The organism is Winslowiella toletana, assembly GCF_017875465.1.
Lineage (GTDB): Bacteria > Pseudomonadota > Gammaproteobacteria > Enterobacterales > Enterobacteriaceae > Erwinia > Erwinia toletana.
Map to the genome: position 1 here is coordinate 3,995,225 of NZ_JAGGMQ010000001.1, position 22,418 is coordinate 4,017,642.

Genomic DNA, 22,418 nt, shown 5'->3' on the forward strand with positions numbered 1-22,418 from the left:
GATAATTACTACCCACTTGATTCGATGTCATTTTAATTTTTCTGATAGCAGGATACCTGGATGATCCAGATGCAGATGGTTTATGACGATGCGGCCCGTAAGACCGGGCGCGCGCAATTAACGGTGTACGGCGTGGGGACATACGCGGTGCTCTCCGGGCGCGATAAGTTTATTAACAATGCCAACTGCTCGTTTGTCACCGACTATGGTTCGATCCCGGTGGGTGAATATTGGATCGTGGCGTTACCTTCCGGCAGTTTTGCCAATAGCGTGTTGCGTGAAGTAAAAGATCTGGTTAATCGTACTAATCACGATGAATGGTTTGGCCTGTTCAGTACCAAAACCATGTCCGATCATGTACTGGTCAATGAAGTTCAGCGCGGTTCGTTTCGCCTTCATCCGTTACGACCGGACGGATCGGGAGAGTCCTGGGGCTGTATCACTTTTTTCAATGTGCAGGAATTTCAGATCGTCAGACAGGCGCTGCTGCGTACTGAGCAAAGCAGCGTTGCGGGGTCGCGCAATGGACTGCAGGCCTATGGCAAAGTCACAGTTAAAGGGACGCCAGATTATGCGAAATGTGATGTTTAAAACCGCTCGCGCGGTAATCTATATCGTGCTGGCGATGCTATTAATCCGCTATGTCTATCCGCTGGGTAATCTGGTCGGTCGCTTGCAGGATAAATCGTACCATCTGCTGTCACCTGAAGGGCTCGGCCTGATCGATCATGCGCAGGAGTGGGGCAATGACTGGGCGAGTTTTTTCACCGGTATCGCCTGCATTCTGCTGATTGCCTCACTTATCGCCCTGCTGGTCAGCGTGGTGATTAAAACCGCTAAACGCAATTTTTGAGAGTTTTACCCTTGTCCTGACGTGGCGTGAAGGAGGATCCTGCTCTATTCTCGGGGAAAAGGATCCCTCCACGCTACGTAGAGGCTTTATGACACAGTCGCATCTGATTGCTGAAGTAGCTAATCAGCAACAAACGCTCACCGCCGTCATCGAACAGGATGAGCGTGCCGCCTACTTCTATATCTGGCCTGCTGAGCCGTTTCGCACGCAGTTTGCGGTGCGTGGCTGCTGGCTGCGTAATCTGTTACCTGCTCCCCAACAGGAAGATCGTGAAGCCATGGCGCAGGGGATTGCACCGTTGCTGAGCGCCGAATACTGCCGCACGCTGGAAGCCGAACCCCCCCTCGATCCTGCCGGTATCCAGATTATCTGGGAGCCAGCCGACGATGGCGCTGCCGTCTGGTATCAGGGACAACTGCTGGCGGTGATCCCCGGCTGGAGTCTGTATCAGCAGCAGCAGGTCAGTTTCTCCGCCGGGTGCATCAAAGAAAATCGCCTGACCGCACCGCTCGGTTCCGCCTCAACCAATGAACATTATGCGCAGGCTGGTAAACATCGCCTGTTCTGGCGCGACTGGCATGATGGTCATCTGTGGGAACCGATGCAGCGTGAGATGCTGAAGTGCTACGAAGCACAGTATGGCGAGTCACTAAAGTATTACGCTATCGATCAGGGCAACTGGCCACCGATGGCGATTTCCCAGCACTATCATCAGGGCGTCTGGTATTTCCTGACGCTGGGGATGAGCATCCGTCCAATGCCGTGGGTCGATTTCCTGTATGAAGATCTGGCGCCGCAATATCGCCGTACTGAACTGGCGATGGCGATTGATGCCGAAGTAATGACCGAAGATAACGCGGTGCAGATGGCCAGTGCGCTGGCGGGCTTTGCCCATCTTCCCTGGGGCCGTTTAAGCTGGATCGGTGAAGGCCATACGCTGGAATCAGCCGTTGCGCCGGTCGGTTTTGAAGGCTTTATTCTCTCTGGGGCGCTGGCGCGCGAAGAGGGACAGTTCCCGCTGCCGAAGCGCGAAGGGGAGAAGGTTAATCTGTTGTGGGCCAGTCCGGTGACCACCGCTGAGCGCGAATTTGCCCAGGCCGATGAGAATGGCGGCTATCAGCTGGTCGCGCGTCTGCTGCAATATGGTTCTGGTCATATCTTCCGTCCACGTCAGCAGGTGGTGGAGATCGAAAGCTAAATCCATTCAGCTTAACCCTTGATCGCGTCGCACAAATCTTTACGCGGAATGTGACGTGGATCGCCTCAAGTTGTCGCCGTGTACGCCGTTAACTCGATCAGGTAATCGTGCCTTTTTCGAGTCAAGTGGTGTGCATATGCTAAAAACAACACAATCCCGCTTTACCGTAATACTCATCAGCTTTTTTCTGCTGTTACTGCTGGTGACGGTGGTGGTAATAAAACAATTTGTCGCACCGCAACTGACGGCTAATGAGAGTCAGCGCGTACGCTATCAGGTAGATGCGCTGGCGGCGAATATCGTCGAACAGATGAACCGGGTGCAGGCGCAGCAGCGCAGTATCACAGAAGCCGCCGGTGTGATGGACAGCAGTACCATTGATACCCTGCTGCCGGTGCTGGTTAACCAGTATCAGGACGTAAACGTATTCGGTGGCGGTATCTGGCCACTGCCAAACCGGCGTGATCCCGCGCGGGAAAAATTCAGCAGCTTTTTTGCCCGCGACAGCAGCAACCAGCTGAAGGTGAATACCTTCTGGAACTCCGCTGAAGCGCCAAAATATTATGAACAGCCCTGGTACAAGGATGGCATCGCCGCGCCAAAAGGGCAGTGCGCCTGGGCAAAAGCCTATCAGGATGCCGCCAGTCCTCAGCCGCGTACCAACTGCGCCATGGCGATTTATCGGGACGGCACCGCATGGGGCGTGGCCACCATCGACGTCACTCTTGGCTTCTTTAACCATCTGGCCAGACAGATGGGTGAAGCAATTCAGGGCCGGGTGCTGATTGTGGAAGCCGATGGCAAAGTGGTCGGCGATGCCGCACTGGCTGACGGCAGCGCCAAACTGCAAAACCTTAACGATCTGTCACTGCCGATGGCGGCGCCGCTGCATAAACTGTTAGCCACAGCCAATGGCGAACCGACTCAGCTGGAATACAGCAGCGATGATGGCGACCACACGTTACTGGTGCAGCCGATTGCCGGGAGTCCGTGGTATCTTGCCAGCGATGTCCCTTCCAGCCTGCTGGTGCAGCAGACCAATTCAATGTTAACCCGTCTGGGCCTGGTGCAGATCCCGCTGGCGGTGATCCTGCTGTTAGTGCTGCTCGGCTTTATCCGCAATATGATGAAGCGCCTGGGCGGACTGAATGACAATATTCTTGCGCTCTCCACCGGTGGTGCGGATTTAACCCAGCGTCTGCCAGAGAGCAAAAGCCCGGAATTTAATGCCGTGGCGCAGAGCTTTAACAATTTTATTGAGTACCTGCAGGGGCTGATGCGCCAGGTGGGCGACAGCGCGCTGGCGATTACTGCCGCTTCACGTGAGATTGCCAGCGGCAATGCCGATCTTTCATCCCGCACCGAAGAGCAGGCCAGTTCGATTGTTGAAACCGCGGCGTCAATGGAGCAGTTAACTGGCACTGTGCGTCAGAACGCCGATAACGCCACCCATGCCAATCAGCTGGCCGGTGATGCCTCACAGGTGGCGGCACGCGGTACCGAAGTGGTGCGTCAGGTGGTGTCGACTATGGGAGCGATTAACTCCTCGTCGCGCAAAGTGGTGGATATTATCAGCGTGATTGACAGTATCGCCTTCCAGACCAATATCCTGGCGCTTAACGCTGCGGTAGAAGCGGCGCGCGCCGGTGAGCAGGGTCGTGGTTTTGCGGTGGTGGCGTCTGAAGTCCGCAACCTTGCGCAGCGTTCCGCTAACTCGGCGCGTGAAATCAAAAAGCTGATTGAAGAGTCGGTAGCCAATATCGACACCGGGAGTCAGCTGGTTGAACAGGCGGGTAGTACCATGGATGAACTGATGCAGGGGGTCAGCAGTGTCACGACGCTGATGAGCGAGATTATGTCTGCCAGCCGTGAACAGAGTATGGGGATCGATCAGGTTAATATCGCGATTAACCAGCTTGATAGCACCACCCAGCAAAACGCCGCGCTGGTGGAGCAGGTCTCTTCTGCTGCCCAGGCGATGGAAGAGCAGAGCGTGCAGCTGGAGCTGGTGGTTAACAGTTTCCGTCTGTAATGGCCCTTAACTGAGAATGGTTATCAGGCGGAATTTACCCCGCCTGAGTTTTTTTTGTCACATTTGTCATCAATTCGCACGATTTCATACGGTAAATCTGGCCAGGGATATGTCAGAATAGTGAGATTAGTCCTAAGGAGCTGTCATGTCCGCGATAGAAGTCATCCTGGTCGACCATCTTGATCGTCCGACCGGCCGTATGGAAAAGCTGGAAGTACACGAGAAAGGGTTGCTGCATCGCGCTGTGACGGTCTACGTGTTTAACTCACAACATCAGTTGCTGCTGCAGCAGCGCGCCAGTGATAAATATCACTGCGGCGGCTTGTGGAGCAATACCTGCTGTGGCCATCCTTACCCGCTGGAATCGACGCAGCACGCGGCGGAACGTCGCCTGTTCGAAGAGATGGGCATGCGTCTGACCCTGACGCCGATGTTTGAATTAAGTTACAACCTGCCAATGAGCAACGGACTGACTGAGCACGAGTATGGTCACGTCTTTTTTGCGGTCAGTGACGATCTGCCAAGGCTTAACCCGCAGGAAGCGGATAGCTGGCGTTATGCCTCCGTTGAGGAGGTCGCGCAGCAGATTAAGCAGGATCCCGAGGCGTTTACGCCATGGTTTTTGCATACCTTCGCACGTATTCCGCAGCAGCTGACATACTTTACCCGCAAAATATAAAGGCCGGGTCACCCCGGCCTTTTAATTAGTGCGCAAAGTCCTCGGCATCAACGTCGTAGCCAGATGGCTCCCAGCGCATCAATACCATCGCCAGTAAGCCAATCACCGGCGCGAAAGCAATCACCCAGAACACGCCGGTATCCAGCATTGCCGCCAGTACCGGGAACAGGAACAGCGACAGGGTTGAGCTGGCGCGTACCACTGTCTGATTAAAGCCAACGCCGACGCCACGCAGTGAGGTCGGGTAGCTTAAAGAGGCGTAAGTCATGGTGTGCGCGCCGGGACCAAAGCCCTGGCCCAGCAGGAACAGCGCCAGCATGGCGATGGCGAATGCCGCTTCTCCGGCGCCATCCGGGCGTCCGGTCAGCGCCAGTCCAAGCAGCGCGACCAGCTGGAAACTGTAACCGAGTACGGTCATTTTCCACGCGCCAAAGCGCGGCACCAGGCGAACTGCGAGTATCCCACCAACAAAAGCAAACAGCAGATTCAGCGCCAGCGAGATCAGAATGGTGGTCAGCAATGACTGCGCGAGGAAACTGGAGATAATGACCGGCAGGCCAAAGGCCACCGCGTTATAGGCAAACGGTGAGACAGTGGAGATAATGGTCGCCAGCACAGTACGTTTCAGATAGATCCCTTTCAGCAATTCACCGTAGTTACTCCAGCTGGCGCGCCGCGTGGGTTTGGCTGGCGTGAGGTCAGCGTCCTCGGCAACATGCGCATTGATGCCATAGGAATTGCGCAGAATATGGGCCGCCCCCTTAAGATCGCCCTGATTGGCCGCCCAGACCGGCGATTCACTCATATAGCGACTACGAATCGCAATAATGATCAACGCAGGCACCGCGCCAAAGCCAAGGATCAGACGCCACAGCCAGTCGGTATGGCTCTCCGGCAACACCGCATACAGCAGCAGCACCAGCAGATAAGAGGTGCTGATCGCCGCGTACCAGGTCGGACACCACATAGCAATACTGGCGGCTTTATTGCCGCGCCCCTTCAGCTTTGAGAACTCAGCGAGAAACGCCATCGCCACCGGCAGGTCAATCCCGACCCCCATACCCATCACAAAACGGGCGGCAGCCAGCACATACTCATTTGGCGCAAAGGCGCAGGCCAGCGCAGCAAAGACAAAAAACAGCATATCGGCCATAAATACGCGATAGCGGCCAATTTTATCGGTGAGATAGCCGCCAATCAGCGCACCGACAATCGCGCCAAAAGTGATCGCTGAGGCGACCATACCGGTACCGGCCGGTGTCAGATTAAATTCGCGCGTAATATCTTTAATACCAAACGCCAGCGAGCCGAGATCGTAGGCGTCAAGAAATACGCCACCGAGCGCGATGCCGATGACGATGCGCGCATTGCTGCGTGACTGACTGCTATGGTTAACCAGTTGCGAGACGTCAGCCGCGCTGCGAATCATTTCCGCCTTGCCAGACGGCGCTTCCCCTGCCAGCGCGACGTGCGCCGAAGATGTAATTTCAGACATGATGTTGTGAACACATTATTAGAATGGAACCAGCAGCATACTCAGCCCCGGCCGGGCGTTAAATTCTTTCTGGTTATAAGTTACAACCGTTTGGTGGTTGATAAGGCGAGCGGAAAGCTGTTATCGACGTCAGTTGTGGAGAGAAGCACGTTTTTCCTGCTTTGTGCCCAGCGACCGCAAGATTTGCGCTACGCTGAAAGAGCTTGCTTAAGGGCATGTTTAATCAATGATAAGGATAAAAAAAGATGACTTTCAACGCATTGCGTAGCGGGTTACTGGGATTTGCCGCACTGATGACGCTGGCCGGGACGGCGTCGGCGGCCGATCCGGTGCGTGTCGGTTCAAAAATTGATACTGAAGGCTCATTGCTGGGCAATATCATTCTGCAGGTGCTGGATAAACACGGGGTGAAAACCGTGAATAAAATTCAGCTCGGTAATACGCAGGTGGTGCGCGGCGCCATTACCGCCGGTGAGCTGGATATCTACCCTGAATATACCGGCAACGGCGCGTTTTTCTTTAATGATGAGAAGGATGCGGCGTGGAAAAATGCCAAAGCCGGGTTTGAGAAGGTGAAAACCCTCGACCAGCAGAAAAATCAGCTGACGTGGTTAACCCCGGCGCCAGCCAATAACACCTGGACCATCGCGGTACGCAGCGATGTGGCACAGAAGAATCAGCTGCACTCGCTTGACGATCTCAGCCGTTATCTGAAGTCGGGTGGTGAGTTCAAACTGGCGGCGTCGGCGGAGTTTATTGAACGTGCTGATGCGCTGCCGGCGTTTCAGAAAGCCTACGGCTTCCAGCTAAAGCAGGATCAGCTGCTGTCGCTGGCCGGTGGTGATACCGCGGTAACAATTAAAGCTGCCGCGCAGCAAACCTCCGGCGTCAATGCCGCGATGGCTTATGGCACCGATGGTCCGGTGGCGGCGCTGGGCCTGCAAACCCTGAGCGATCCGAAAGGCGTACAGCCAATCTATGCGCCTGCTCCGGTGGTGCGCGCCGCGGTGCTGAAGCAGTATCCGGATATCGCAAAATGGTTGCAGCCGGTATTTAGCTCACTGGATGAAAAAACGCTGCAACAGCTGAATGCCAAAATCGCGGTGGAAGGGCAGGACGCGAAAAGCGTGGCGGCCGACTATCTGAAACAGAAAAAACTGCTGTAAGTCGCCGTGCAGACGCGATTATCGCGGCGTCTGCACGTCCGTAATCTGCGCCAGGTGGATGCCGATCCGCTGGCTGAACGGAGTCATTTTGCGAATCACACTGTATAACCGCGTGTTGCTGGTTTTGATGCTGCTGATGCTGATTGCCATCAGTACGCTGCCTTTCCTGACTTATGCTGCTAATCGTCTGGTCTCTGGTCAGCCGCTAATGCTGTGGTCGCTGCTGGACGGCGTCAATGGCTTGCTGCTGTTGCCGGTGCTGTTGCTGTTTCTGCTGGCCTGGCGTCCGGTGACGCGTGGCAATCTGACGCTGGTGGTGATCCTCAGTGAAATCCTGCTTACTCTGCTGGTGGCGTTTAGTGGCCACCAGGCGACAACGCTGGCGCAGCAGGGCAGTCCGCTGGCGCGCACCGCCTTCGGCAGCGGTCTGTGGCTGGCGGCGGCGCTGTGCCTGTTGATCGCCGCAGATGCGCTGACGCGCGCCACGCACAGCGCCTTCTGGCGGCTGTTGCTCAATGCTCAGATGTGGCTGCCGGTGATTGCGCTGCTGCTGCTGGGTCAGCTCGATCAGCTGGCGCTGTTAAAAGAGTACGTTAACCGCCATGAAGTGTTTGATCAGGCGCTGTCACGTCATCTGTTGCTGCTGGTCAGTACTCTGCTGCCGACACTGTTGCTGGGACTGCCACTGGGCCTGCTCTGTTACCGCCAGCCGCGCTGGCAGTCATCAGTGTTTGCGCTGCTGAATATTATTCAGACCGTGCCATCGGTGGCGCTGTTTGGCCTGCTGATTGCGCCACTGGCGGGACTCGCCAGGAGCTTTCCGCTACTGGCGGGTCTTGGCATCAGCGGCATCGGTATGGCGCCAGCGCTGATTGCTTTGGTGCTGTATGCGTTGTTGCCGCTGGTGCGCAGCGTGGTTGCCGGATTGCAGCAGGTGCCTGCCGGGGTGATTGAGACGGCCAGAGGCATGGGCATGACGCGGATGCAGGTATTCTGGCATGCGGAAGCGCCACTGGCGTTGCCGGTGATGCTGAGTGGTCTGCGGGTGGTGGCGGTGCAAACCGTCGGCATGGCGGTGATAGCCGCGCTGATCGGTGCCGGTGGATTTGGCGCAATTATCTTTCAGGGCTTACTGAGTAGTGCGCTGGAGCTGGTGCTGCTCGGGGTGATCCCGGTGATTGCCATGGCGGTGGTGGTCGATGCGCTGTTTAAATTTGTGATTTCACTGCTGGAGGCGGAACGCCGATGATCCACTTTGACCAGGTGAGTAAGTATTTTAATGGCAATGCGGCGGTCAGTGACTTAACCCTGAATATAGCTGAAGGCGAATTTACCGTGCTGATTGGCACCTCCGGCTCGGGCAAGTCCACCACCCTGAAAATGATTAACCGGCTGATTGAGCATGATGCCGGCGCCATTCGTTTTGCCGGAGAAGAGATCCGCAGTTTTAATCCGCAGACTTTGCGGCGTCGCATGGGGTATGCGATTCAGTCGATCGGTCTGTTTCCGCACTGGACGGTGGAGAAGAATATCGCCACCGTGCCGTCGCTGCTTAACTGGCCGAAAGCGCGTATTGATGAGCGGGTAAGCGAGCTGCTGGCCTTGCTGAATCTGGATAACGCATTTCGCCAGCGCTATCCGCATCAGCTGTCCGGTGGTCAGCAGCAGCGGGTTGGGGTGGCGCGCGCACTGGCGGCCGATCCGGAAGTACTGCTGATGGACGAACCTTTCGGTGCGCTCGATCCGGTGACTCGCGCCGCGCTACAGCAGGAGATTATCCGTATTCATCAGCTGTCGGGGCGTACCATCGTACTGGTTACGCACGATATTGATGAAGCCCTGGCGCTGGCGGATAAAATTGTGCTGATGGATGGCGGGCGTGTCATTCAGCAGGGTACGCCAGTTGAGCTGTTAACCCGTCCGGCCACGGCTTTTGTGCGAGATTTTTTTGGTCGCAGCGAGCTGGGCGTACGTCTGCTGTCGCTGGGCAATGCTGGCGCTACCGCCAGGCGTGGCGAGTGGCTGGACGCGGAACCGGTGGCATCCGATATCACCTTACGCGAGGCGCTTTCGCTGTTTATTGGCCGGCAGACCGATAAATTGCCGGTAGTGGATCAGCAGCAGAAGCCGCTCGGCGTGCTGCATTTTATCGATCTGTTGCGTCAGCGGGAGGCAATATGATGCGCTGGCTGCGCGATCCGTTGCTGTGGCTGCTGATGTTATTTATCGCGCTGCTGCTGGCGTTGCCACACAGTGGTGCGCTGTTTGCTTACTGGTTTCCGCAACTGGAGCGGCCGCTGTATCAGCAGGATAGCTTTGCCCGGCTGGCACTGGCGCATATCGAGCTGGTGGCAATCTCCAGCCTGCTGGCGACACTGCTGGGGGTGGGCGCAGGGATACTGGTTACGCGTGGCGCCGGACGTGAGTTTCGTTCGCTGGTGGAGACGCTGGTGGCGGCCGGACAAACCTTCCCGCCGGTGGCGGTGCTGGCGATTGCGGTGCCGGTGATGGGGTTTGGCGATCGACCGGCGATCATTGCGCTGTTGCTGTACGGACTGTTGCCGATTTTGCAGGCCACGCTGGCCGGGATCAGCGCGGTACCCGCCAGCGCGCGGGAGATTGCCGAAGGTACAGGCATGAGCGCATGGCAGATTTTAACCAAAGTGGAGCTGCCACTGGCGGCGCCGGTGATCCTTGCAGGTGTGCGCACCTCGGTGATCATCAATATCGGTACCGCGGCCATCGCCTCAACGGTCGGCGCGAAAACCCTTGGCTCACCGGTGATTATCGGCCTGAGCGGCTTTAATACCGCTTATATTATTCAGGGCGCGGTACTGGTGGCCCTGCTGGCGATTGTCACTGACAGAGTGTTTGAACGACTATTGCAGCGGCTTAAGAAGCATGCAGAATAATGGCGTAGCCCACCAGCATCAGACCGCCAACGCCGCCGATAGCCAAAACCAGGAAGCCAGAGATAATCGCAACTTTTTGCAGGTTCATTGCCGTGCCTTTTAACAAAAAAAAGAGGGCGGATCATAACGCGATCCGTCCTCTCAGCATAGGCGATTAAAGCGTTTTTATTGCACGCCATTCGCTTCTTTGTTGAAAAATATTGTCACGCGCGCCACTTCAATACCCAGTTTTTTCAGTGAAGTGACGTTCAGCAAATGATGTTCATCCTGCTGCCAGATCCAGTCATCAAAGTTCAGACGGTAACTGGAGTCGTCCGTTTTCACCTCCATCTGATAGCGCCAGTTAAAGGCATTGCCCGCCGTATGACCAATCGCGCGACCAATAATATCGTTTGCCGTGCCGACATAGCTGCCATCCTGCAGACGACGAATCTGCCAGACGCGCGTCTGCTTCTCGCCATCGTCATAGACAAACTGCTCATGCAGGGTCAGGGTTTCACCCAGCACCTCACCGCGAATGGTGACTTCAAAGCGTCGAATCTGTTTGCCACTGAAATCCTGCACCATCCCCCAGGCGCGCGACTGACCGTCAAAATAGCGGAAAATATCAATTTTTGGCGTGGCTGACTGATAGTCATCAATAGTGCTGCCACAGCCGCTGATTACCAGGCATAGCCCCAGACAGAGTGCTTTCCACATTTCAGATTCCTCCGGTCAGACCCTGACGGATTTCAGGGTATTCGGTTTTTGCTGACAGCCATCTTTTCATGCTATGTGTTCCTCAGTATCCTGCGTGTCACCGGCAGATAGAACGCCCAGCCGCAGCCCAGCAGGGGGTAAACCAGCGCGGCGCTGTGTTGCAGTTGCATCGCGCCGAGCTGGGCGCCAGTCAGATAACTTAACGGGCCACCGATAGCACCCAGTGCAATCAGCCAGCTAAGGGGTAACTTCAGCGTCGCTATCAGCGTTCGCCACCAGCAGGCAAAGGTCAGCCATAACGACAACATCCACAATGGCAGCCACTGGCTGCCACTAAAGTGCAACAGATCCAGCGCCAGCCACAGGCTGTCGAGGGCGATGCCGATCATCGCCAGCGCTAACAACGACCAGCGGCTGCCATGGGGAGACAGCCATAGCGCCAGCAAAGCAATCGCCGCGGCGGCCAGTTCGCCACGTTCGCGCAGGCCCACGGCCAGTGCCCAGTAAGCATCGAAGCCGAGGGTCAGCAGCCAGAAGCGCCAGTTTTTCATGCGCGAGCGGCAGTCAGCTGCACGGTGCCAATGGTGCGCGCCATAAAGCCTGCCTCGCAGTAGCAGAGATAGAACAGCCACATACGGCGAAAACGCTCATCAAACTGGCTGTTTTCCAGCTGCGGCCAGGCGCGATCAAAACGCTGACGCCATTCACGCAGCGTTCTGGCGTAGTCGTGGCCCATCTCAAAAACATCCTGCACCACGTAGTCGCTGACGTCGCTCATTGTCTGCTGCAGCAGGGTGACGGAAGGTAAAAAACCACCGGGAAAGATATAGCGTTGAATAAAATCAACGCCTTTGGCATAGCTGCCGTAGCGTGCTTCGCTGATGGTGATCGCCTGCAACACCATCCGACCACCGGGTTTTACCAGCTCCTGACAGCGCTGGACAAACAGCGGGATATAGCGGCGACCCACGGCTTCAATCATCTCGACCGATACCAGCTTGTCATACTGGCCTTGCAGGTTGCGGTAGTCCTCGCACAGCACCGTGACCCGATCGCTCAGTCCGGCCTGTTCAATACGCTGACGGGCAAACTGATACTGTTCGCGCGAAATGGTGGTGGTAGTCACCCGACAACCATATTCACGAGCGGCAAACTCCGCCAGCGCGCCCCAGCCGGTGCCGATCTCCAGCAAATGATCGCCGGGACGCAGCGCCAGCTTGACGCAAAGCCGGCGTAGCTTCGCTTCCTGCGCCTGTTCCAGTGTGGTGCTGTGATCGCGAAACCAGGCGCTGGAATACTGCATCGATTGATCGAGAAAGGCGCGATAGAAGTCGTTGCCCAGATCGTAGTGCGCGGCGATATTGCGTTTCGCCTGGCGTACGCTGTTACGCCGCAGGGCGTGAATCAGTTTGTTAACCGGGATGGTGAGCCAGCTTAAGCGCGTTTCCAGTTTATCCATTACCGCCATATTCAGCGCCAGCGTCTGGATCACGGCCGTCAGATCCGGCGTGTCCCAGTCATCGTCCATATAGCTTTCCGCCGCCGCAATGCTGCCGCCGAGCAATACGCGGCGATATGCCCGGGTATGTTTGACCTGCACTTCCGCCTGCAAGGCTGCCTGTGGATCACCAAAAAACTGCTCCCCCAGATGCGGATCAATAATGCGTAATCCGGCGCCACTAATGTGGTTTAACAGCGCAAAAATCACACGACGCGAGGCTGAGACGCGCTTGCCGGGTTTATTGCCGTGCGTAAAGCTCACTTCAGAGATGCACATGGTCTATTTCTCCGACTTCGGATGGTTATACAGCGGCGCGCCTTTGCGCCATAACCTGAAAGCCTGCCAGTAAATGGCCAGCGCCGTGCGCAGGGTAATCAGGGGAAAACGCCACAAATGGTGGCGCAGGTTGCGACCTGTTAATGGCTGCTGACGCAGATACAGTGTCGCGTCGAATTCCCGCCCGATACGGTGGTTTTCAATATGGACGGAGAGCGATTTTGCAGGCCGCGACAGCCGCCAGTGATAAACCATATCCATCGGATTAAACGGCGAGACATGAAAGGCTTTTTCCGTGGTTTCACTGCCGTCGGGATTGACCGCATAGGTATGGCGCTCATTCCACGGCGTATTACGCACCTCCGCCAGCATCCAGCGCAGCTGGTCGTGCTGATCATAGAGGTAGTAAAAATTGACCGGATTAAATGAGCAGCCAAGATAGCGCAGCTGACACAGCAGCATCACGCGGCCGGTCAGCGTCTCGCCGGTCAGTTCGGCAATGCGCTGCTGGGCGCGCGTTTTGATATCTCCACCGCCGAGATAATCCTCAGGATAAAATGAGGCAGGGGAGAAGCGTCCGAGGCGGATCCCCACTTGTGACAACAGCGGCAGCTCATCAAGGTCAATCAGCGGCATGAAAATGCGATAGCTGAACTGATGATCGATGGGCGTAAAACGCCGGTGGCGCACATGGCCGCTGTAGAGGGTGCTGTTCATAACAGCGCCGCCTGTTCCATCGCGGCGACCACGTCCAGCGCACTGCGGATGCCGTCTTCATGAAAGCCGTTATAACTCCAGGCGCCGCAAAACCAGCTGCGGCGCTGGCCGTTCAGCAGCAGACGCTGCTGCTGAGTCATCAGGCTTTGTGCGCTGAATTGCGGATGATGATAGCAATATTTTCCCAGCACTTTGCTGGCGTCAATCGGTCGCGTCGGATTAAGCGAAACGCAGAACGTATGCGGAGCATCAATGCCCTGCAACATATTCATATTGTAGGTCACACTGGCGCCCAACAGCTCATCGCCGTTTTGCGTATCATCAAGGTGGTAATTCCAGCTGGCCCATGTGCGACGATTGGTGGGAAGCATGGCGGTGTCGGTATGCAGCACCACCTCATTGACGCTGTAAGGCACGCCCGACAGCATGGTCTGTTCTTCCGGCGTGGCGTCCTGCAGCATCTGAAGCGTCTGATCGCAGTGGCTGGCAAAAATCACCTGATCAAAGCGCTGACTGCCGTTAGCGGTGCGTAATGTCACCCCCTCCGCATCGCGCTGCACGGCAAGCACCGGGGTATTCAGATGCAGTTGCAGTTTATTATCCAGCAGCGCCAGCAAGCGGCTAACATATTGACGCGAGCCACCCGGGATCACATACCACTGCGGCCGGTTAACCACATCCAGTAAGCCGTGGTGGTTGAAAAAGTGCAGAAACAGCGACAGTGGCATATTGCGCATTTCAGCCAGTGAGGTTGACCAGATCGCGGCCCCCATCGGCAGGATATAGTGCTGGGCAAAAAAGTTGCTGAAGCCCTGACTATTGAGAAAGTCATCCAGCGTTTCATCATCGTTTTGTTGCTGTAACCACAGTTTTCCGCGCTGATTAAAACGCATAATTTCGCCGATAAAACGCAGAAATTTCGGCCTGAACAGGTTGCTGCGCTGGGCAAACAGACTGTTCAGCGAGTGGCCGTTATATTCGAGTCCACTGCGGTGGTTGCTGACGGAAAAGCTCATTTCTGTTTTCTGGCTTTCCATGCCCAGCTCAGCCAGCAGCGAGAGAAATCGCGGGTAGGTGCGGTCGTTATAAACAATAAAACCGGTGTCGATCGCCCAGGTTTTACCCTCCAGCTCGACGTCGATAGTAGCGGTATGGCCGCCCGGCGTGGCTGAAGCCTCAAACAGCTGCACATCGGCGCGTTCAGCCAGTTTCCAGGCGCAACTAAGCCCGGCAATGCCGCTGCCGATAATGGCAATCTTCACAAAACTACCTCGCTATCTGCTGAGTTAAAAGTCGCTGCCACGACTGGGGTAAACGCGAAATCAGGCGCAGCAGCAGAGCAAACAGGGGCGGAAAAACCACTTCCCGTTTGCCCCGCGCCAGACCACGACGAATAAAGCCTGAAGCCTGTGCCACGTTAATTTTCATCGGCATAGTAAAATCGTTGCGCGCAGTGAGTGGCGTATCAACAAATCCCGGTAATACCAGCGAAATATGGATCTGCCGCCGGGTCAGATCCTGCGCCAGACTGCGGGCGAAGTAAGCGAGCGCCGCTTTGGATGCGCCATAAGCTTCCGCGCGCGGCAGTGGCACCAGGCTGGCGGTAGAGCCGACCAGCGCCACCCGGCTCTGTGGCGGCAGTTGCGGTAGCAGAGCATCAAGGCAATTGACCGGGCCGCTGAAATTGGTGCTCATCACCCGATGGACTTTTTCGGCGTCGACCACGCCATTATCGAGATATTCACAGGTGCCGGCGCAGAGGATCACCAGCTCGGCGCTTTTACCGTTCAGCGCCGCGCGCGTGTCAGCTAAATCGGTGATATCGAATACACAGAGGGTAATGTCAGGGGCATGGCTGTGCAGCTGTTGCAGTTTGTCGCGGTTACGTCCGCAGGCGATCACCGCCCAGCCGTCAGCGGCATAATCGCATGCCAGCTGAAAGCCAATTCCTGAACTTGCACCGGTAATCAGTACGCGTTTCATGATTTCAGCCTCCTTTTCAGGGCGGCGATCACGCGTCCCAGCAACGGTACTTTTTCATACAGCATTTCGCCGAGGTCATAATAATCGCGCTGAAAATGGATACGCTCCTGGCGAAAGGTCAGATAACTGCTGCCTTCCAGCGACTGTGGCGCGCCTTTTTGCAGCGCCGGATGCGCATATTCCATCCGCCATAACAGCAATGCACACTGGTCAAAATAGTGCTTGTGCGTCACTTCAAAACGGCAATAGCGCAAGTTTTTCAGTAGTGAAGCAAAATAGCGTTCCAGCGCTTCGAGTCCGTGATGCTGACCTACAGGATCCACCAGCAACATATCCTGATGGTAAATCTCAGCGAGCTGGCTAAGTTGTCCGGCCTGCATATTCTGGTAAAACGCCACCAGGCTATTCAGTGTGACCTGTTGTGCATGCTGCATAGTTATCCCTAAACTGCTTTAACCGCTAAGGGGTTTAATGGAGAACCCTTGCTCCTGCCAGTGCGCGATCTGTTCCTGCTGACCCCGCGTGAGTTTTTTACCGGTCCACAGGAAAAGATGCTGACCAGGGAAAAGCTCTGGTCGCAGGGTATCCAGTGGTTCTGCTAATACGTCAATGCGCCAGCCATGCTGTGATAAGCGCCATGCCTCCAGCCAGAGTCGGGTGCGATCCTCTGTTCCCCAGCCGAGCAGTAACGCATCTTTACCGGCCTTCTTACGCGATCCTGTCAGACAGAATGCGACATAGTCGATAAGTGCGCCATCCAGCAGGCTGCTCATGGCTTTTGCCGTAGCCTGATCCAATCCCAGCCGCTGACGAACCGGTATAATCACATTATCTATTAGCGCATCTGATGGGTTTTCGCGACCCATTGTGGCAATTTTTACCCGTAATTTGGATGGGCGTACGCTTCGCAGCACCGCCATCAGCTCATCCTGCAGGGTCATCCAGCCGTCATGGGCATGGACGTTTTCACCCTCGAGCAGGGCCTTCACTTTGCCCACCGGTACGCCGCTTTCCACCCAGCGCATGATTTCTTCAATACGGCGGATATCCTCATCATCAAACTGACGATGACCTCCCTCCGAGCGCTGGGGTTTTAACAAACCATAACGACGCTGCCATGCACGTAGCGTTACCGGGTTGATCCCACAACGTTCAGCGACTTCACCGATACTATAAACGGCCATGTTTTTCCTCTTTATGCGACCATCTCTACCTCAACGTTAGCCCGACACGGTTAACTTGTACAACTATTTTTACATTGTACAGGTTGACCTGGCGCAATTTCAGGAGTATTTCTCATATTTGAGATTTAATCCCTTATTTGAGATGAATATATGACCCGACAGGATGGCACTGAACAACGACTGGCTTTCAGGCTGGCTGAATTGCGGCTGGAGAAAGGCTGGTCGCTGGAAGAACTGGCGGAGAACACCGGTATCAGTCGCGCATCGCTGTCACGGATTGAGCGCGCGGAAACCAGTCCGACGGCGTCCCTGCTGAATAAGCTGTGTGCAGCTTATGGTCTGACCATGTCGCGCTTACTGAGTGATGTGGAAGAGAATATTGCCCAGCACCTGCGTGCGGAACAGCAGCTGGTATGGGTTGATAAAGAGAATGGTTTTGAGCGGCGCAGTCTGTCACCGCCCGCCACTGCCTTTCGCGCTGAGCTGGTTGAGGCACGGCTGCGTGCCGGGGCGCGCATTGAATACGATACGCCGCCGCTGCCGGGCCTGGAGCAACATATCTGGATACTGGATGGTGTGCTGGAAATCAGGATGAATGAGCAGCACTGGCGGCTGGTCGCCGGAGATTGTCTGCGCTTTCATCTTTTTGGCCGCTCCTCTTTTCACGCGCCGGACACTATGGCGCACTACGCTCTGGTGGTATGCCGACCATGATTGATTACGAAATACTGGATGCCGCACAGGCGCAGCAGGAGCATCCCGCGCTGTGCGAAGTGCTCACCCGCTGTGTAGCACAAGGGGCGAGTATCGGTTTTATTGATGCTGCCGATCAATTATCAGTCACCCGCTTCTGGCAGGATGTGGTTTACAGTCTTGCCAGTGGTGATAAGCAGCTGCTGGTGGCGCGTGAGCAGGGCAGGATTGTCGGCACTATTATTGTGGTGCTGGGCATGATGCCAAATGGTTCACACCGGGCGGAGATCAGCAAACTGCTGGTGCATCCGCGGGCGCGGCGACAGGGGATTGCGCGCCAGTTGATGCTTCAGGCCGAGCAGATTGCCGTGCAGGCGCAGCGCACGCTGCTGGTGCTGGATACGCGCAGTGGTGATGTGGCGGAACAGCTTTACCTGTCGCTTGGCTGGCAGGTAGCTGGCAGCATTCCCTGTTATGCGCGGTCAACGGCAGGTGAGTTTGATGCCACCACCGTGATGTATAAGCTGACCGGACAAAACAGTGATCGATCATAGCGGACTGGTCATTGCCCGTGAGCCGGTCACTTCTGCTGATGCGCAGTTGCTGATGATGCAGCTATCCGCCGCTTTGCATGACATTACCGGTGACAGTGGCCTTAGCTCGTTTAATCCGCAGGATTTACAGCATGCTGGCGCCTGTTTTGCTGTTGCGCGCAATCAGGCCGGTGGCGCCATTGGCTGTGGCGCTTTGCGGCCGCTTAGCGCCGGGATTGCCGAATTAAAGCGTATGTATGCGGCAGAGCCTGCTCTGGGAATTGGCTATGCACTGCTCGCATTTCTGGAGCAGGAAGCGTGTCAGTTGGGATATCGGGAAATCTGGCTGGAAACGCGGCGGGTCAATCAACAGGCGGTCAGATTTTATCTGCGCCATGGTTATCAGTTAATTGACAATTATGGCCGCTATAGTGGTAATCCGGAGGCTGTTTGTTTCGGTAAGGTGCTGGAATAATTCCGCAGCTTTAGCCGGTAAACGCCTTGATGATGGCAGGAATAAATTGCGCCAGAAACACGGCACCCATCACCCACATAATGATTTGGCTCTTCGCCTCGCTGATTTCACTTCTGATGGCGCTGATATCCGCTTTAGTGGCATAGTTTGATTTAATCACCGCGACATCAATTTTCAGCTCTGCAACATCGGTTTTCAGGACTTCAACATCGGTTTGCAGCTTACCCACATCGGTTTGCAGCTTACCCACATCGGTTTGCAGCTTGCTCACATCGGTTTGCAGCTTGCTCACATCGGTTTGCAGCTTGCTCACATCGGTTTGCAGCTTGCTCACATCATATTCGAGTTTTTCCAGTCTCGGTTGCATATTATCACCTCCTTTGTGATTACCGTCGGAGAACCGACAGTTTCCCCGGGCGATTTTAGTCTGTTTTGCATTGTGCATATTTTATCCAATATCCTTTTGGTTGTCCTGAGTTTTTTGTCAATTTTTTGCCGCAGATGACACTCGGTTAGCTGATTCAATCATGAGCCAGCAAGAATGAAAATCACCACTAACGAAATTTGGAATGCGTCACGCATATGGTAAACTCCGCCGCAAACCAGGGCTGAATAGCTGCAATTCTCTGTAGAGCACTGTTGTGTTTTATGATGATATGTTGTGCATAATATAAGCTGATTTTTCGACAACTAACTGAAATAAAACAGAACCTAAATAAATGCTTACCTCCGCGCTAAAAGCGCAAATCGGCCAGTGGTACAAGGCCCTGCAACAACAGGTTCCCGATTTTATCCCGCGTACACCGCAGCGCCAGATGATCGCCGAAGTGGCGAAAACGCTGGCGGGCGACGCGGGACGACATCTGGCGATTGAAGCGCCCACCGGCGTCGGAAAAACGCTGTCCTATCTGATCCCTGGCATTGCGGTTGGTCGTGCGCAGGAGAAACCGCTGGTGGTCAGCACCGCCAATGTGGCCCTGCAGGATCAAATCTTCAGTAAAGATTTGCCGCTGCTGAAAAAAATTATCCCCGATCTTAAATTTACGGCTGCCTTTGGTCGCGGGCGTTATGTGTGTCCGCGTAATCTGTCGGCGCTGGCGGCTGACAAAGATCAGCAGGGCGATCTGTTGCTGTTTCTCGATGACGAACTTACCGCCAGCAAAGATGAGCGTGCCCAGTGCGCGGTCCTGCAAAAATCCCTCGACCGCTACCAGTGGGATGGTCTGCGCGATCACAGCGAGGAAGCGATTGAAGACTCTCTGTGGCAGCGCCTGAGTACCGATAAAGCCAACTGTCTGGGACATAACTGCCACTGGTATCGCGAGTGCCCGTTCTTTGTGGCGCGCCGCGAAATTGAGAATGCTGATGTGGTAGTGGCTAACCATGCACTGGTGATGGCCGCGCTGGAAAATGAGTCGGTATTGCCACCGGCAAAAAATCTGTTGCTGGTGCTGGATGAAGGCCATCATTTACCTGAGGTGGCGCGCGATGCGCTGGAGATGAGCGCGGAAATCACCCCGGGCTGGACCAGTGTGCAACTCGATCTGTTTGTGCGTCTGGTGGAGCTGTGTATGGCGCAGTTCCGGCCAAAAACACCGCCGCCGCTGGCCAATATTGAACGGCTGAAGGGGCACTGCGAAGAGATGCGTGAGCAGTTGCAGATGCTGTCGGCGATGCTGGCGCTGTGGCTGCCAAAAGATGAGATCGCTGGTGAATACCGCTTTGAGATGGGGCAACTGCCGGAAGAGATCCTTACCCTGTGCGCGCGTCTGTTTAAGCTGAGCGATGCCCTGCGTGGTCTGTCAGAGGCGTTGCTTAACGATCTGAGCGACAAAACCGGCCAGTATGATGTGGTGCGCCTGCACCGCACACTGTTACAGATGAATCGGGCCTTTGCGTGGTTCGAGTCGATCAGCAAGCTATGGCGTCTGGCGGCGATGGAGCAAGCCTCGGGCGCACCAGTATCAAAATGGGTGACGCGTGAAAACCGCGAAGGCAATGCGCACCTGCTGTTTCACTGCGCCGGCATTCGCGTCAGTGAGCAGCTGGAGAAACTGCTGTGGCGCAAAGTGCCACATGTGGTGGTGACCTCCGCGACGTTGCGTTCGCTGAGCAGTTTTAACCGCCTGCAGGAGATGTCTGGCCTCAGTGAAAAGCCCGGTGACCGCTTTGTCGCGCTGGATTCTCCTTTTAATCATATTGAGCAGGGAAAACTGGTCATTCCGCAGATGCGCCATGAGCCGGTAATGGCCAGCGAGCCGCAACATATTGCGGAAATGGCGCATTTTTTCCGTCAGCAAATGACGCAAGCGCAGCATAAAGGGATTCTGGTGCTGTTTGCCAGTGGCCGCGCCATGCAGCTGTTTCTGACGCATGTTACCGATTTGCGGCTGATGATGCTGGTGCAGGGCGATAAACCACGTAGTCGCCTGGTGGCGCTGCATCGTCAGCGGGTGGAGCAGGGTGAAACCAGCATTCTGGTAGGCCTGCAATCGTTCGCCGAGGGGCTGGATCTGAAAGGCGAGCTGCTGACGCAGGTACATATCCATAAAATTGCTTTTCCCCCGATCGACAGTCCGGTAATTTTGACCGAAGGGGAGTGGCTGAAAAGCCTGAAACGTTATCCGTTTGAGGTACAGAGTTTACCCAGCGCGTCGTTTAATCTGATTCAACAGGTGGGTCGTCTGATTCGTAGTCACGAATGTTTCGGTGAGATTGTGATTTACGATCGACGCTTAATCAGCAAACGTTATGGCCCACGTCTGCTGGCTGCGCTGCCGGTGTTTCCGATTGAACAGCCCGCGATGCCGGCAGGGGACCCACCGCCAGCGCTAAAAGAAAAAAGCGCCAAAAAAACCAGACGGCGGCGCTGATTTGTCCGTAAACCGTGTCAATGTTGTGCATGACGTCCGTTTTTGCACTATCCGATCAGGAAAAAACAGAGCGATGGAATACAGCAAAATTATTAAAGAAGTGGGGCGTGGCAAAAACCATGCGCGTGATATCGATATTGATACGGCGCGTGCGCTCTATCGCAGCATGCTGGCGGGGGAAGTGCCGGAACTGGAGCTGGGTGGCCTGTTAATCGCCTTGCGTATTAAGGGGGAAGGCGAAGAGGAGATGCTGGGTTTTTACCAGGCGATGCAGGAGCAGGTGCTGCAGCTGACGCCGCCTGCCGGTAAACCGCTGCCGGTTGTGATCCCCAGCTATAACGGCGCGCGTAAGCAGGCCAATCTGACGCCTTTACTGGCGCTGCTGCTGTCAAAACTTGGCTTTCCGGTGGTGGTGCATGCGGTCAGTGACGATCCCACTCGCGTGACCAGTGAAGCGGTGTTTAGCGCGCTGGGCATTACGCCGGTGATGGATGCGCGATCCGCCCAGCAACAGCTGGATGCCGGTGAGCTGGTTTTGATGTCGGTAGCTACGCTCTGTCCGCCGCTGGCAACACAACTCTCCCTGCGCTGGCGCATGGGGGTGCGTAACAGCGCGCATACGCTGGCGAAGCTGGCTACGCCATTTGCGGAAGCCGCTGCGCTGCGCCTCTCCAGCGTTTCACATCCGGAATATATTGCGCGGGTGGCGAAGTTCTTTACTGCCATTGGCGGCGCCGCTTTGCTGATGAATGGCACGGAAGGTGAAGTCTACGCTAATCTGCAACGTTGTCCGGCAATCACGCTGATCGGTGGTCAGCAGACGGAACCGCAGCTACTGCTGGCGCGTCAGGAGGAGGTGGCTATCGCGCGTGATGCGCTGCCGTTATCCAAAGAAGCCGCCGGGACGGCTGGCTGGATCCAGCGGGTGGTCAATAAAGATCTACCGGTGCCGCACTCATTGCGGTTACAGCTGGCCTGCTGCTTTGTCGCCAGCGGGCAAACGGCGGATATCGCCAGCGGTCTTGCTGAACTGGATGCCGCGGGTTATTAACGCCAGTTAAACGTTACGGGCGGCAGTGCCGCCCGCACCAAATTAACTCTATCAGTTAAAAAAAGAATTAACCGTTTCCTGTCTGGATATTTCTTAAT

Annotated in this window: 25 protein-coding genes; 14 read left to right on the forward strand and 11 right to left on the reverse strand. The window is 55.6% G+C overall.

Features of this window, described 5'->3' with window-relative positions:
- Positions 1-60: 60 nt before the first annotated feature.
- From J2125_RS18655 to idi, 5 genes are all read left to right on the forward strand, one after another.
- Complete coding sequence (locus J2125_RS18655; RefSeq protein WP_017799108.1) at positions 61-591, forward strand: DUF2778 domain-containing protein; 531 nt, start codon at positions 61-63, stop codon at positions 589-591.
- Complete coding sequence (locus tag J2125_RS18660) at positions 584-853, forward strand: hypothetical protein (RefSeq protein ID WP_017799109.1); 270 nt, start codon at positions 584-586, stop codon at positions 851-853. The genes J2125_RS18655 and J2125_RS18660 overlap by 8 nt, the downstream gene beginning before the upstream one ends.
- Before the next feature lie 88 nt (positions 854-941).
- On the forward strand, positions 942-2,051 hold the full coding sequence (locus J2125_RS18665) for a suppressor of fused domain protein (protein ID WP_017799110.1): 1,110 nt from the start codon (positions 942-944) through the stop codon (positions 2,049-2,051).
- Between the two features lie 136 nt (positions 2,052-2,187).
- Positions 2,188-4,083, forward strand: coding sequence for a methyl-accepting chemotaxis protein (locus J2125_RS18670; protein ID WP_017799111.1), 1,896 nt, complete (start codon positions 2,188-2,190; stop codon positions 4,081-4,083).
- Between the two features lie 145 nt (positions 4,084-4,228).
- Complete coding sequence (gene idi / locus J2125_RS18675) at positions 4,229-4,762, forward strand: isopentenyl-diphosphate Delta-isomerase (protein ID WP_017799112.1); 534 nt, start codon at positions 4,229-4,231, stop codon at positions 4,760-4,762.
- A gap of 25 nt (positions 4,763-4,787) precedes the next feature.
- On the opposite strand, the gene J2125_RS18680 is transcribed toward idi, so the two are convergent.
- Positions 4,788-6,257 (reverse strand): MFS transporter, encoded by a 1,470-nt coding sequence (locus J2125_RS18680; protein ID WP_017799113.1) that lies wholly within the window; start codon positions 6,255-6,257, stop codon positions 4,788-4,790.
- 245 nt (positions 6,258-6,502) lie between these two features.
- On the opposite strand from J2125_RS18680, the gene osmF reads away from it, so the two are divergent.
- From osmF to J2125_RS18700, 4 genes are all read left to right on the forward strand, one after another.
- Positions 6,503-7,423, forward strand: coding sequence for a glycine betaine ABC transporter substrate-binding protein OsmF (gene osmF, locus J2125_RS18685; RefSeq protein WP_017799114.1), 921 nt, complete (start codon positions 6,503-6,505; stop codon positions 7,421-7,423).
- Positions 7,424-7,511: 88 nt separating this feature from the next.
- Positions 7,512-8,672: an ABC transporter permease gene (locus J2125_RS18690; protein ID WP_026111435.1), complete on the forward strand. Its 1,161-nt coding sequence runs from the start codon at positions 7,512-7,514 to the stop codon at positions 8,670-8,672.
- The gene (locus J2125_RS18695; RefSeq protein WP_017799117.1) at positions 8,669-9,604 is read left to right on the forward strand and encodes an ABC transporter ATP-binding protein; all 936 of its coding nucleotides are present in this window, start codon (positions 8,669-8,671) and stop codon (positions 9,602-9,604) included. Before J2125_RS18690 ends, J2125_RS18695 begins: the two co-directional genes overlap by 4 nt.
- A complete protein-coding gene (locus J2125_RS18700; protein WP_017799118.1) occupies positions 9,604-10,335 on the forward strand; it encodes an ABC transporter permease in 732 nt (243 codons plus the stop codon). The genes J2125_RS18695 and J2125_RS18700 overlap by 1 nt, the downstream gene beginning before the upstream one ends.
- Here the strand turns inward: J2125_RS18700 and J2125_RS25345 are convergent.
- The 9 genes from J2125_RS25345 to J2125_RS18740 all read right to left on the reverse strand — a co-directional run bounded on the left by J2125_RS25345 (position 10,316) and on the right by J2125_RS18740 (position 16,695).
- Positions 10,316-10,423, reverse strand: a complete 108-nt coding sequence (locus J2125_RS25345) for a hypothetical protein (protein ID WP_017799119.1) — start codon at positions 10,421-10,423, stop codon at positions 10,316-10,318. The two genes, J2125_RS18700 and J2125_RS25345, sit on opposite strands and share 20 nt — an antisense overlap.
- A 77-nt stretch (positions 10,424-10,500) precedes the next feature.
- On the reverse strand, positions 10,501-11,034 hold the full coding sequence (locus tag J2125_RS18705; RefSeq protein ID WP_017799120.1) for a DUF3833 domain-containing protein: 534 nt from the start codon (positions 11,032-11,034) through the stop codon (positions 10,501-10,503).
- 71 nt (positions 11,035-11,105) lie between these two features.
- Complete coding sequence (locus J2125_RS18710) at positions 11,106-11,585, reverse strand: DUF2878 domain-containing protein (protein WP_017799121.1); 480 nt, start codon at positions 11,583-11,585, stop codon at positions 11,106-11,108.
- Positions 11,582-12,811: an SAM-dependent methyltransferase gene (locus J2125_RS18715; protein ID WP_017799122.1), complete on the reverse strand. Its 1,230-nt coding sequence runs from the start codon at positions 12,809-12,811 to the stop codon at positions 11,582-11,584. The genes J2125_RS18710 and J2125_RS18715 overlap by 4 nt, the downstream gene beginning before the upstream one ends.
- 3 nt (positions 12,812-12,814) lie before the next feature.
- Positions 12,815-13,528: a DUF1365 domain-containing protein gene (locus J2125_RS18720; protein WP_017799123.1), complete on the reverse strand. Its 714-nt coding sequence runs from the start codon at positions 13,526-13,528 to the stop codon at positions 12,815-12,817.
- Complete coding sequence (locus tag J2125_RS18725; RefSeq protein WP_017799124.1) at positions 13,525-14,790, reverse strand: NAD(P)/FAD-dependent oxidoreductase; 1,266 nt, start codon at positions 14,788-14,790, stop codon at positions 13,525-13,527. Before J2125_RS18725 ends, J2125_RS18720 begins: the two co-directional genes overlap by 4 nt.
- Positions 14,791-14,794: 4 nt before the next feature.
- On the reverse strand, positions 14,795-15,511 hold the full coding sequence (locus J2125_RS18730; protein ID WP_017799125.1) for an SDR family NAD(P)-dependent oxidoreductase: 717 nt from the start codon (positions 15,509-15,511) through the stop codon (positions 14,795-14,797).
- The gene (locus J2125_RS18735) at positions 15,508-15,945 is read right to left on the reverse strand and encodes a nuclear transport factor 2 family protein (RefSeq protein ID WP_017799126.1); all 438 of its coding nucleotides are present in this window, start codon (positions 15,943-15,945) and stop codon (positions 15,508-15,510) included. Before J2125_RS18735 ends, J2125_RS18730 begins: the two co-directional genes overlap by 4 nt.
- A gap of 18 nt (positions 15,946-15,963) precedes the next feature.
- A complete protein-coding gene (locus J2125_RS18740) occupies positions 15,964-16,695 on the reverse strand; it encodes a MerR family transcriptional regulator (protein ID WP_017799127.1) in 732 nt (243 codons plus the stop codon).
- Between the two features lie 150 nt (positions 16,696-16,845).
- On the opposite strand from J2125_RS18740, the gene J2125_RS18745 reads away from it, so the two are divergent.
- The 3 genes from J2125_RS18745 to J2125_RS18755 are packed head-to-tail and all read left to right on the forward strand — an operon-like array spanning position 16,846 to position 18,396.
- Positions 16,846-17,409, forward strand: coding sequence for a helix-turn-helix domain-containing protein (locus J2125_RS18745; protein ID WP_017799128.1), 564 nt, complete (start codon positions 16,846-16,848; stop codon positions 17,407-17,409).
- Positions 17,406-17,942, forward strand: a complete 537-nt coding sequence (locus tag J2125_RS18750; protein WP_017799129.1) for a GNAT family N-acetyltransferase — start codon at positions 17,406-17,408, stop codon at positions 17,940-17,942. The genes J2125_RS18745 and J2125_RS18750 overlap by 4 nt, the downstream gene beginning before the upstream one ends.
- The gene (locus J2125_RS18755; protein ID WP_017799130.1) at positions 17,929-18,396 is read left to right on the forward strand and encodes a GNAT family N-acetyltransferase; all 468 of its coding nucleotides are present in this window, start codon (positions 17,929-17,931) and stop codon (positions 18,394-18,396) included. Before J2125_RS18750 ends, J2125_RS18755 begins: the two co-directional genes overlap by 14 nt.
- A gap of 10 nt (positions 18,397-18,406) precedes the next feature.
- Here J2125_RS18755 and J2125_RS18760 read toward each other — a convergent pair whose 3' ends face one another.
- Positions 18,407-18,763, reverse strand: coding sequence for a DUF1640 domain-containing protein (locus tag J2125_RS18760; RefSeq protein ID WP_209499518.1), 357 nt, complete (start codon positions 18,761-18,763; stop codon positions 18,407-18,409).
- 352 nt (positions 18,764-19,115) lie between these two features.
- Between J2125_RS18760 and dinG the strand changes: the two genes are divergently transcribed.
- Positions 19,116-21,269: an ATP-dependent DNA helicase DinG gene (gene dinG / locus J2125_RS18765; RefSeq protein WP_017799132.1), complete on the forward strand. Its 2,154-nt coding sequence runs from the start codon at positions 19,116-19,118 to the stop codon at positions 21,267-21,269.
- Positions 21,270-21,342: 73 nt separating this feature from the next.
- A complete protein-coding gene (ybiB, locus tag J2125_RS18770) occupies positions 21,343-22,320 on the forward strand; it encodes a DNA-binding protein YbiB (RefSeq protein ID WP_209499519.1) in 978 nt (325 codons plus the stop codon).
- The last annotated feature ends 98 nt before the right edge of the window (positions 22,321-22,418 follow it).

What these genes read in the sequence shown, in the direction of transcription:
- J2125_RS18760 (WP_209499518.1), bottom strand. Translation starts at nt 18,763, where the DNA reads ATGCAACCGAGACTGGAAAAACTCGAATATGATGTGAGCAAGCTGCAA.
- J2125_RS18730 (WP_017799125.1), bottom strand. Translation starts at nt 15,511, where the DNA reads ATGAAACGCGTACTGATTACCGGTGCAAGTTCAGGAATTGGCTTTCAG.
- J2125_RS18680 (WP_017799113.1), bottom strand. Translation starts at nt 6,257, where the DNA reads ATGTCTGAAATTACATCTTCGGCGCACGTCGCGCTGGCAGGGGAAGCG.
- J2125_RS18705 (WP_017799120.1), bottom strand. Translation starts at nt 11,034, where the DNA reads ATGTGGAAAGCACTCTGTCTGGGGCTATGCCTGGTAATCAGCGGCTGT.
- J2125_RS18695 (WP_017799117.1), top strand. Translation starts at nt 8,669, where the DNA reads ATGATCCACTTTGACCAGGTGAGTAAGTATTTTAATGGCAATGCGGCG.
- J2125_RS18660 (WP_017799109.1), top strand. Translation starts at nt 584, where the DNA reads ATGTTTAAAACCGCTCGCGCGGTAATCTATATCGTGCTGGCGATGCTA.
- J2125_RS25345 (WP_017799119.1), bottom strand. Translation starts at nt 10,423, where the DNA reads ATGAACCTGCAAAAAGTTGCGATTATCTCTGGCTTCCTGGTTTTGGCT.
- ybiB (WP_209499519.1), top strand. Translation starts at nt 21,343, where the DNA reads ATGGAATACAGCAAAATTATTAAAGAAGTGGGGCGTGGCAAAAACCAT.
- J2125_RS18745 (WP_017799128.1), top strand. Translation starts at nt 16,846, where the DNA reads ATGACCCGACAGGATGGCACTGAACAACGACTGGCTTTCAGGCTGGCT.
- idi (WP_017799112.1), top strand. Translation starts at nt 4,229, where the DNA reads ATGTCCGCGATAGAAGTCATCCTGGTCGACCATCTTGATCGTCCGACC.
- J2125_RS18700 (WP_017799118.1), top strand. Translation starts at nt 9,604, where the DNA reads ATGCGCTGGCTGCGCGATCCGTTGCTGTGGCTGCTGATGTTATTTATC.
- J2125_RS18710 (WP_017799121.1), bottom strand. Translation starts at nt 11,585, where the DNA reads ATGAAAAACTGGCGCTTCTGGCTGCTGACCCTCGGCTTCGATGCTTAC.
- J2125_RS18715 (WP_017799122.1), bottom strand. Translation starts at nt 12,811, where the DNA reads ATGTGCATCTCTGAAGTGAGCTTTACGCACGGCAATAAACCCGGCAAG.
- J2125_RS18740 (WP_017799127.1), bottom strand. Translation starts at nt 16,695, where the DNA reads ATGGCCGTTTATAGTATCGGTGAAGTCGCTGAACGTTGTGGGATCAAC.
- J2125_RS18655 (WP_017799108.1), top strand. Translation starts at nt 61, where the DNA reads ATGATCCAGATGCAGATGGTTTATGACGATGCGGCCCGTAAGACCGGG.
- J2125_RS18665 (WP_017799110.1), top strand. Translation starts at nt 942, where the DNA reads ATGACACAGTCGCATCTGATTGCTGAAGTAGCTAATCAGCAACAAACG.
- dinG (WP_017799132.1), top strand. Translation starts at nt 19,116, where the DNA reads ATGCTTACCTCCGCGCTAAAAGCGCAAATCGGCCAGTGGTACAAGGCC.
- osmF (WP_017799114.1), top strand. Translation starts at nt 6,503, where the DNA reads ATGACTTTCAACGCATTGCGTAGCGGGTTACTGGGATTTGCCGCACTG.
- J2125_RS18735 (WP_017799126.1), bottom strand. Translation starts at nt 15,945, where the DNA reads ATGCAGCATGCACAACAGGTCACACTGAATAGCCTGGTGGCGTTTTAC.
- J2125_RS18670 (WP_017799111.1), top strand. Translation starts at nt 2,188, where the DNA reads ATGCTAAAAACAACACAATCCCGCTTTACCGTAATACTCATCAGCTTT.
- J2125_RS18720 (WP_017799123.1), bottom strand. Translation starts at nt 13,528, where the DNA reads ATGAACAGCACCCTCTACAGCGGCCATGTGCGCCACCGGCGTTTTACG.
- J2125_RS18750 (WP_017799129.1), top strand. Translation starts at nt 17,406, where the DNA reads ATGATTGATTACGAAATACTGGATGCCGCACAGGCGCAGCAGGAGCAT.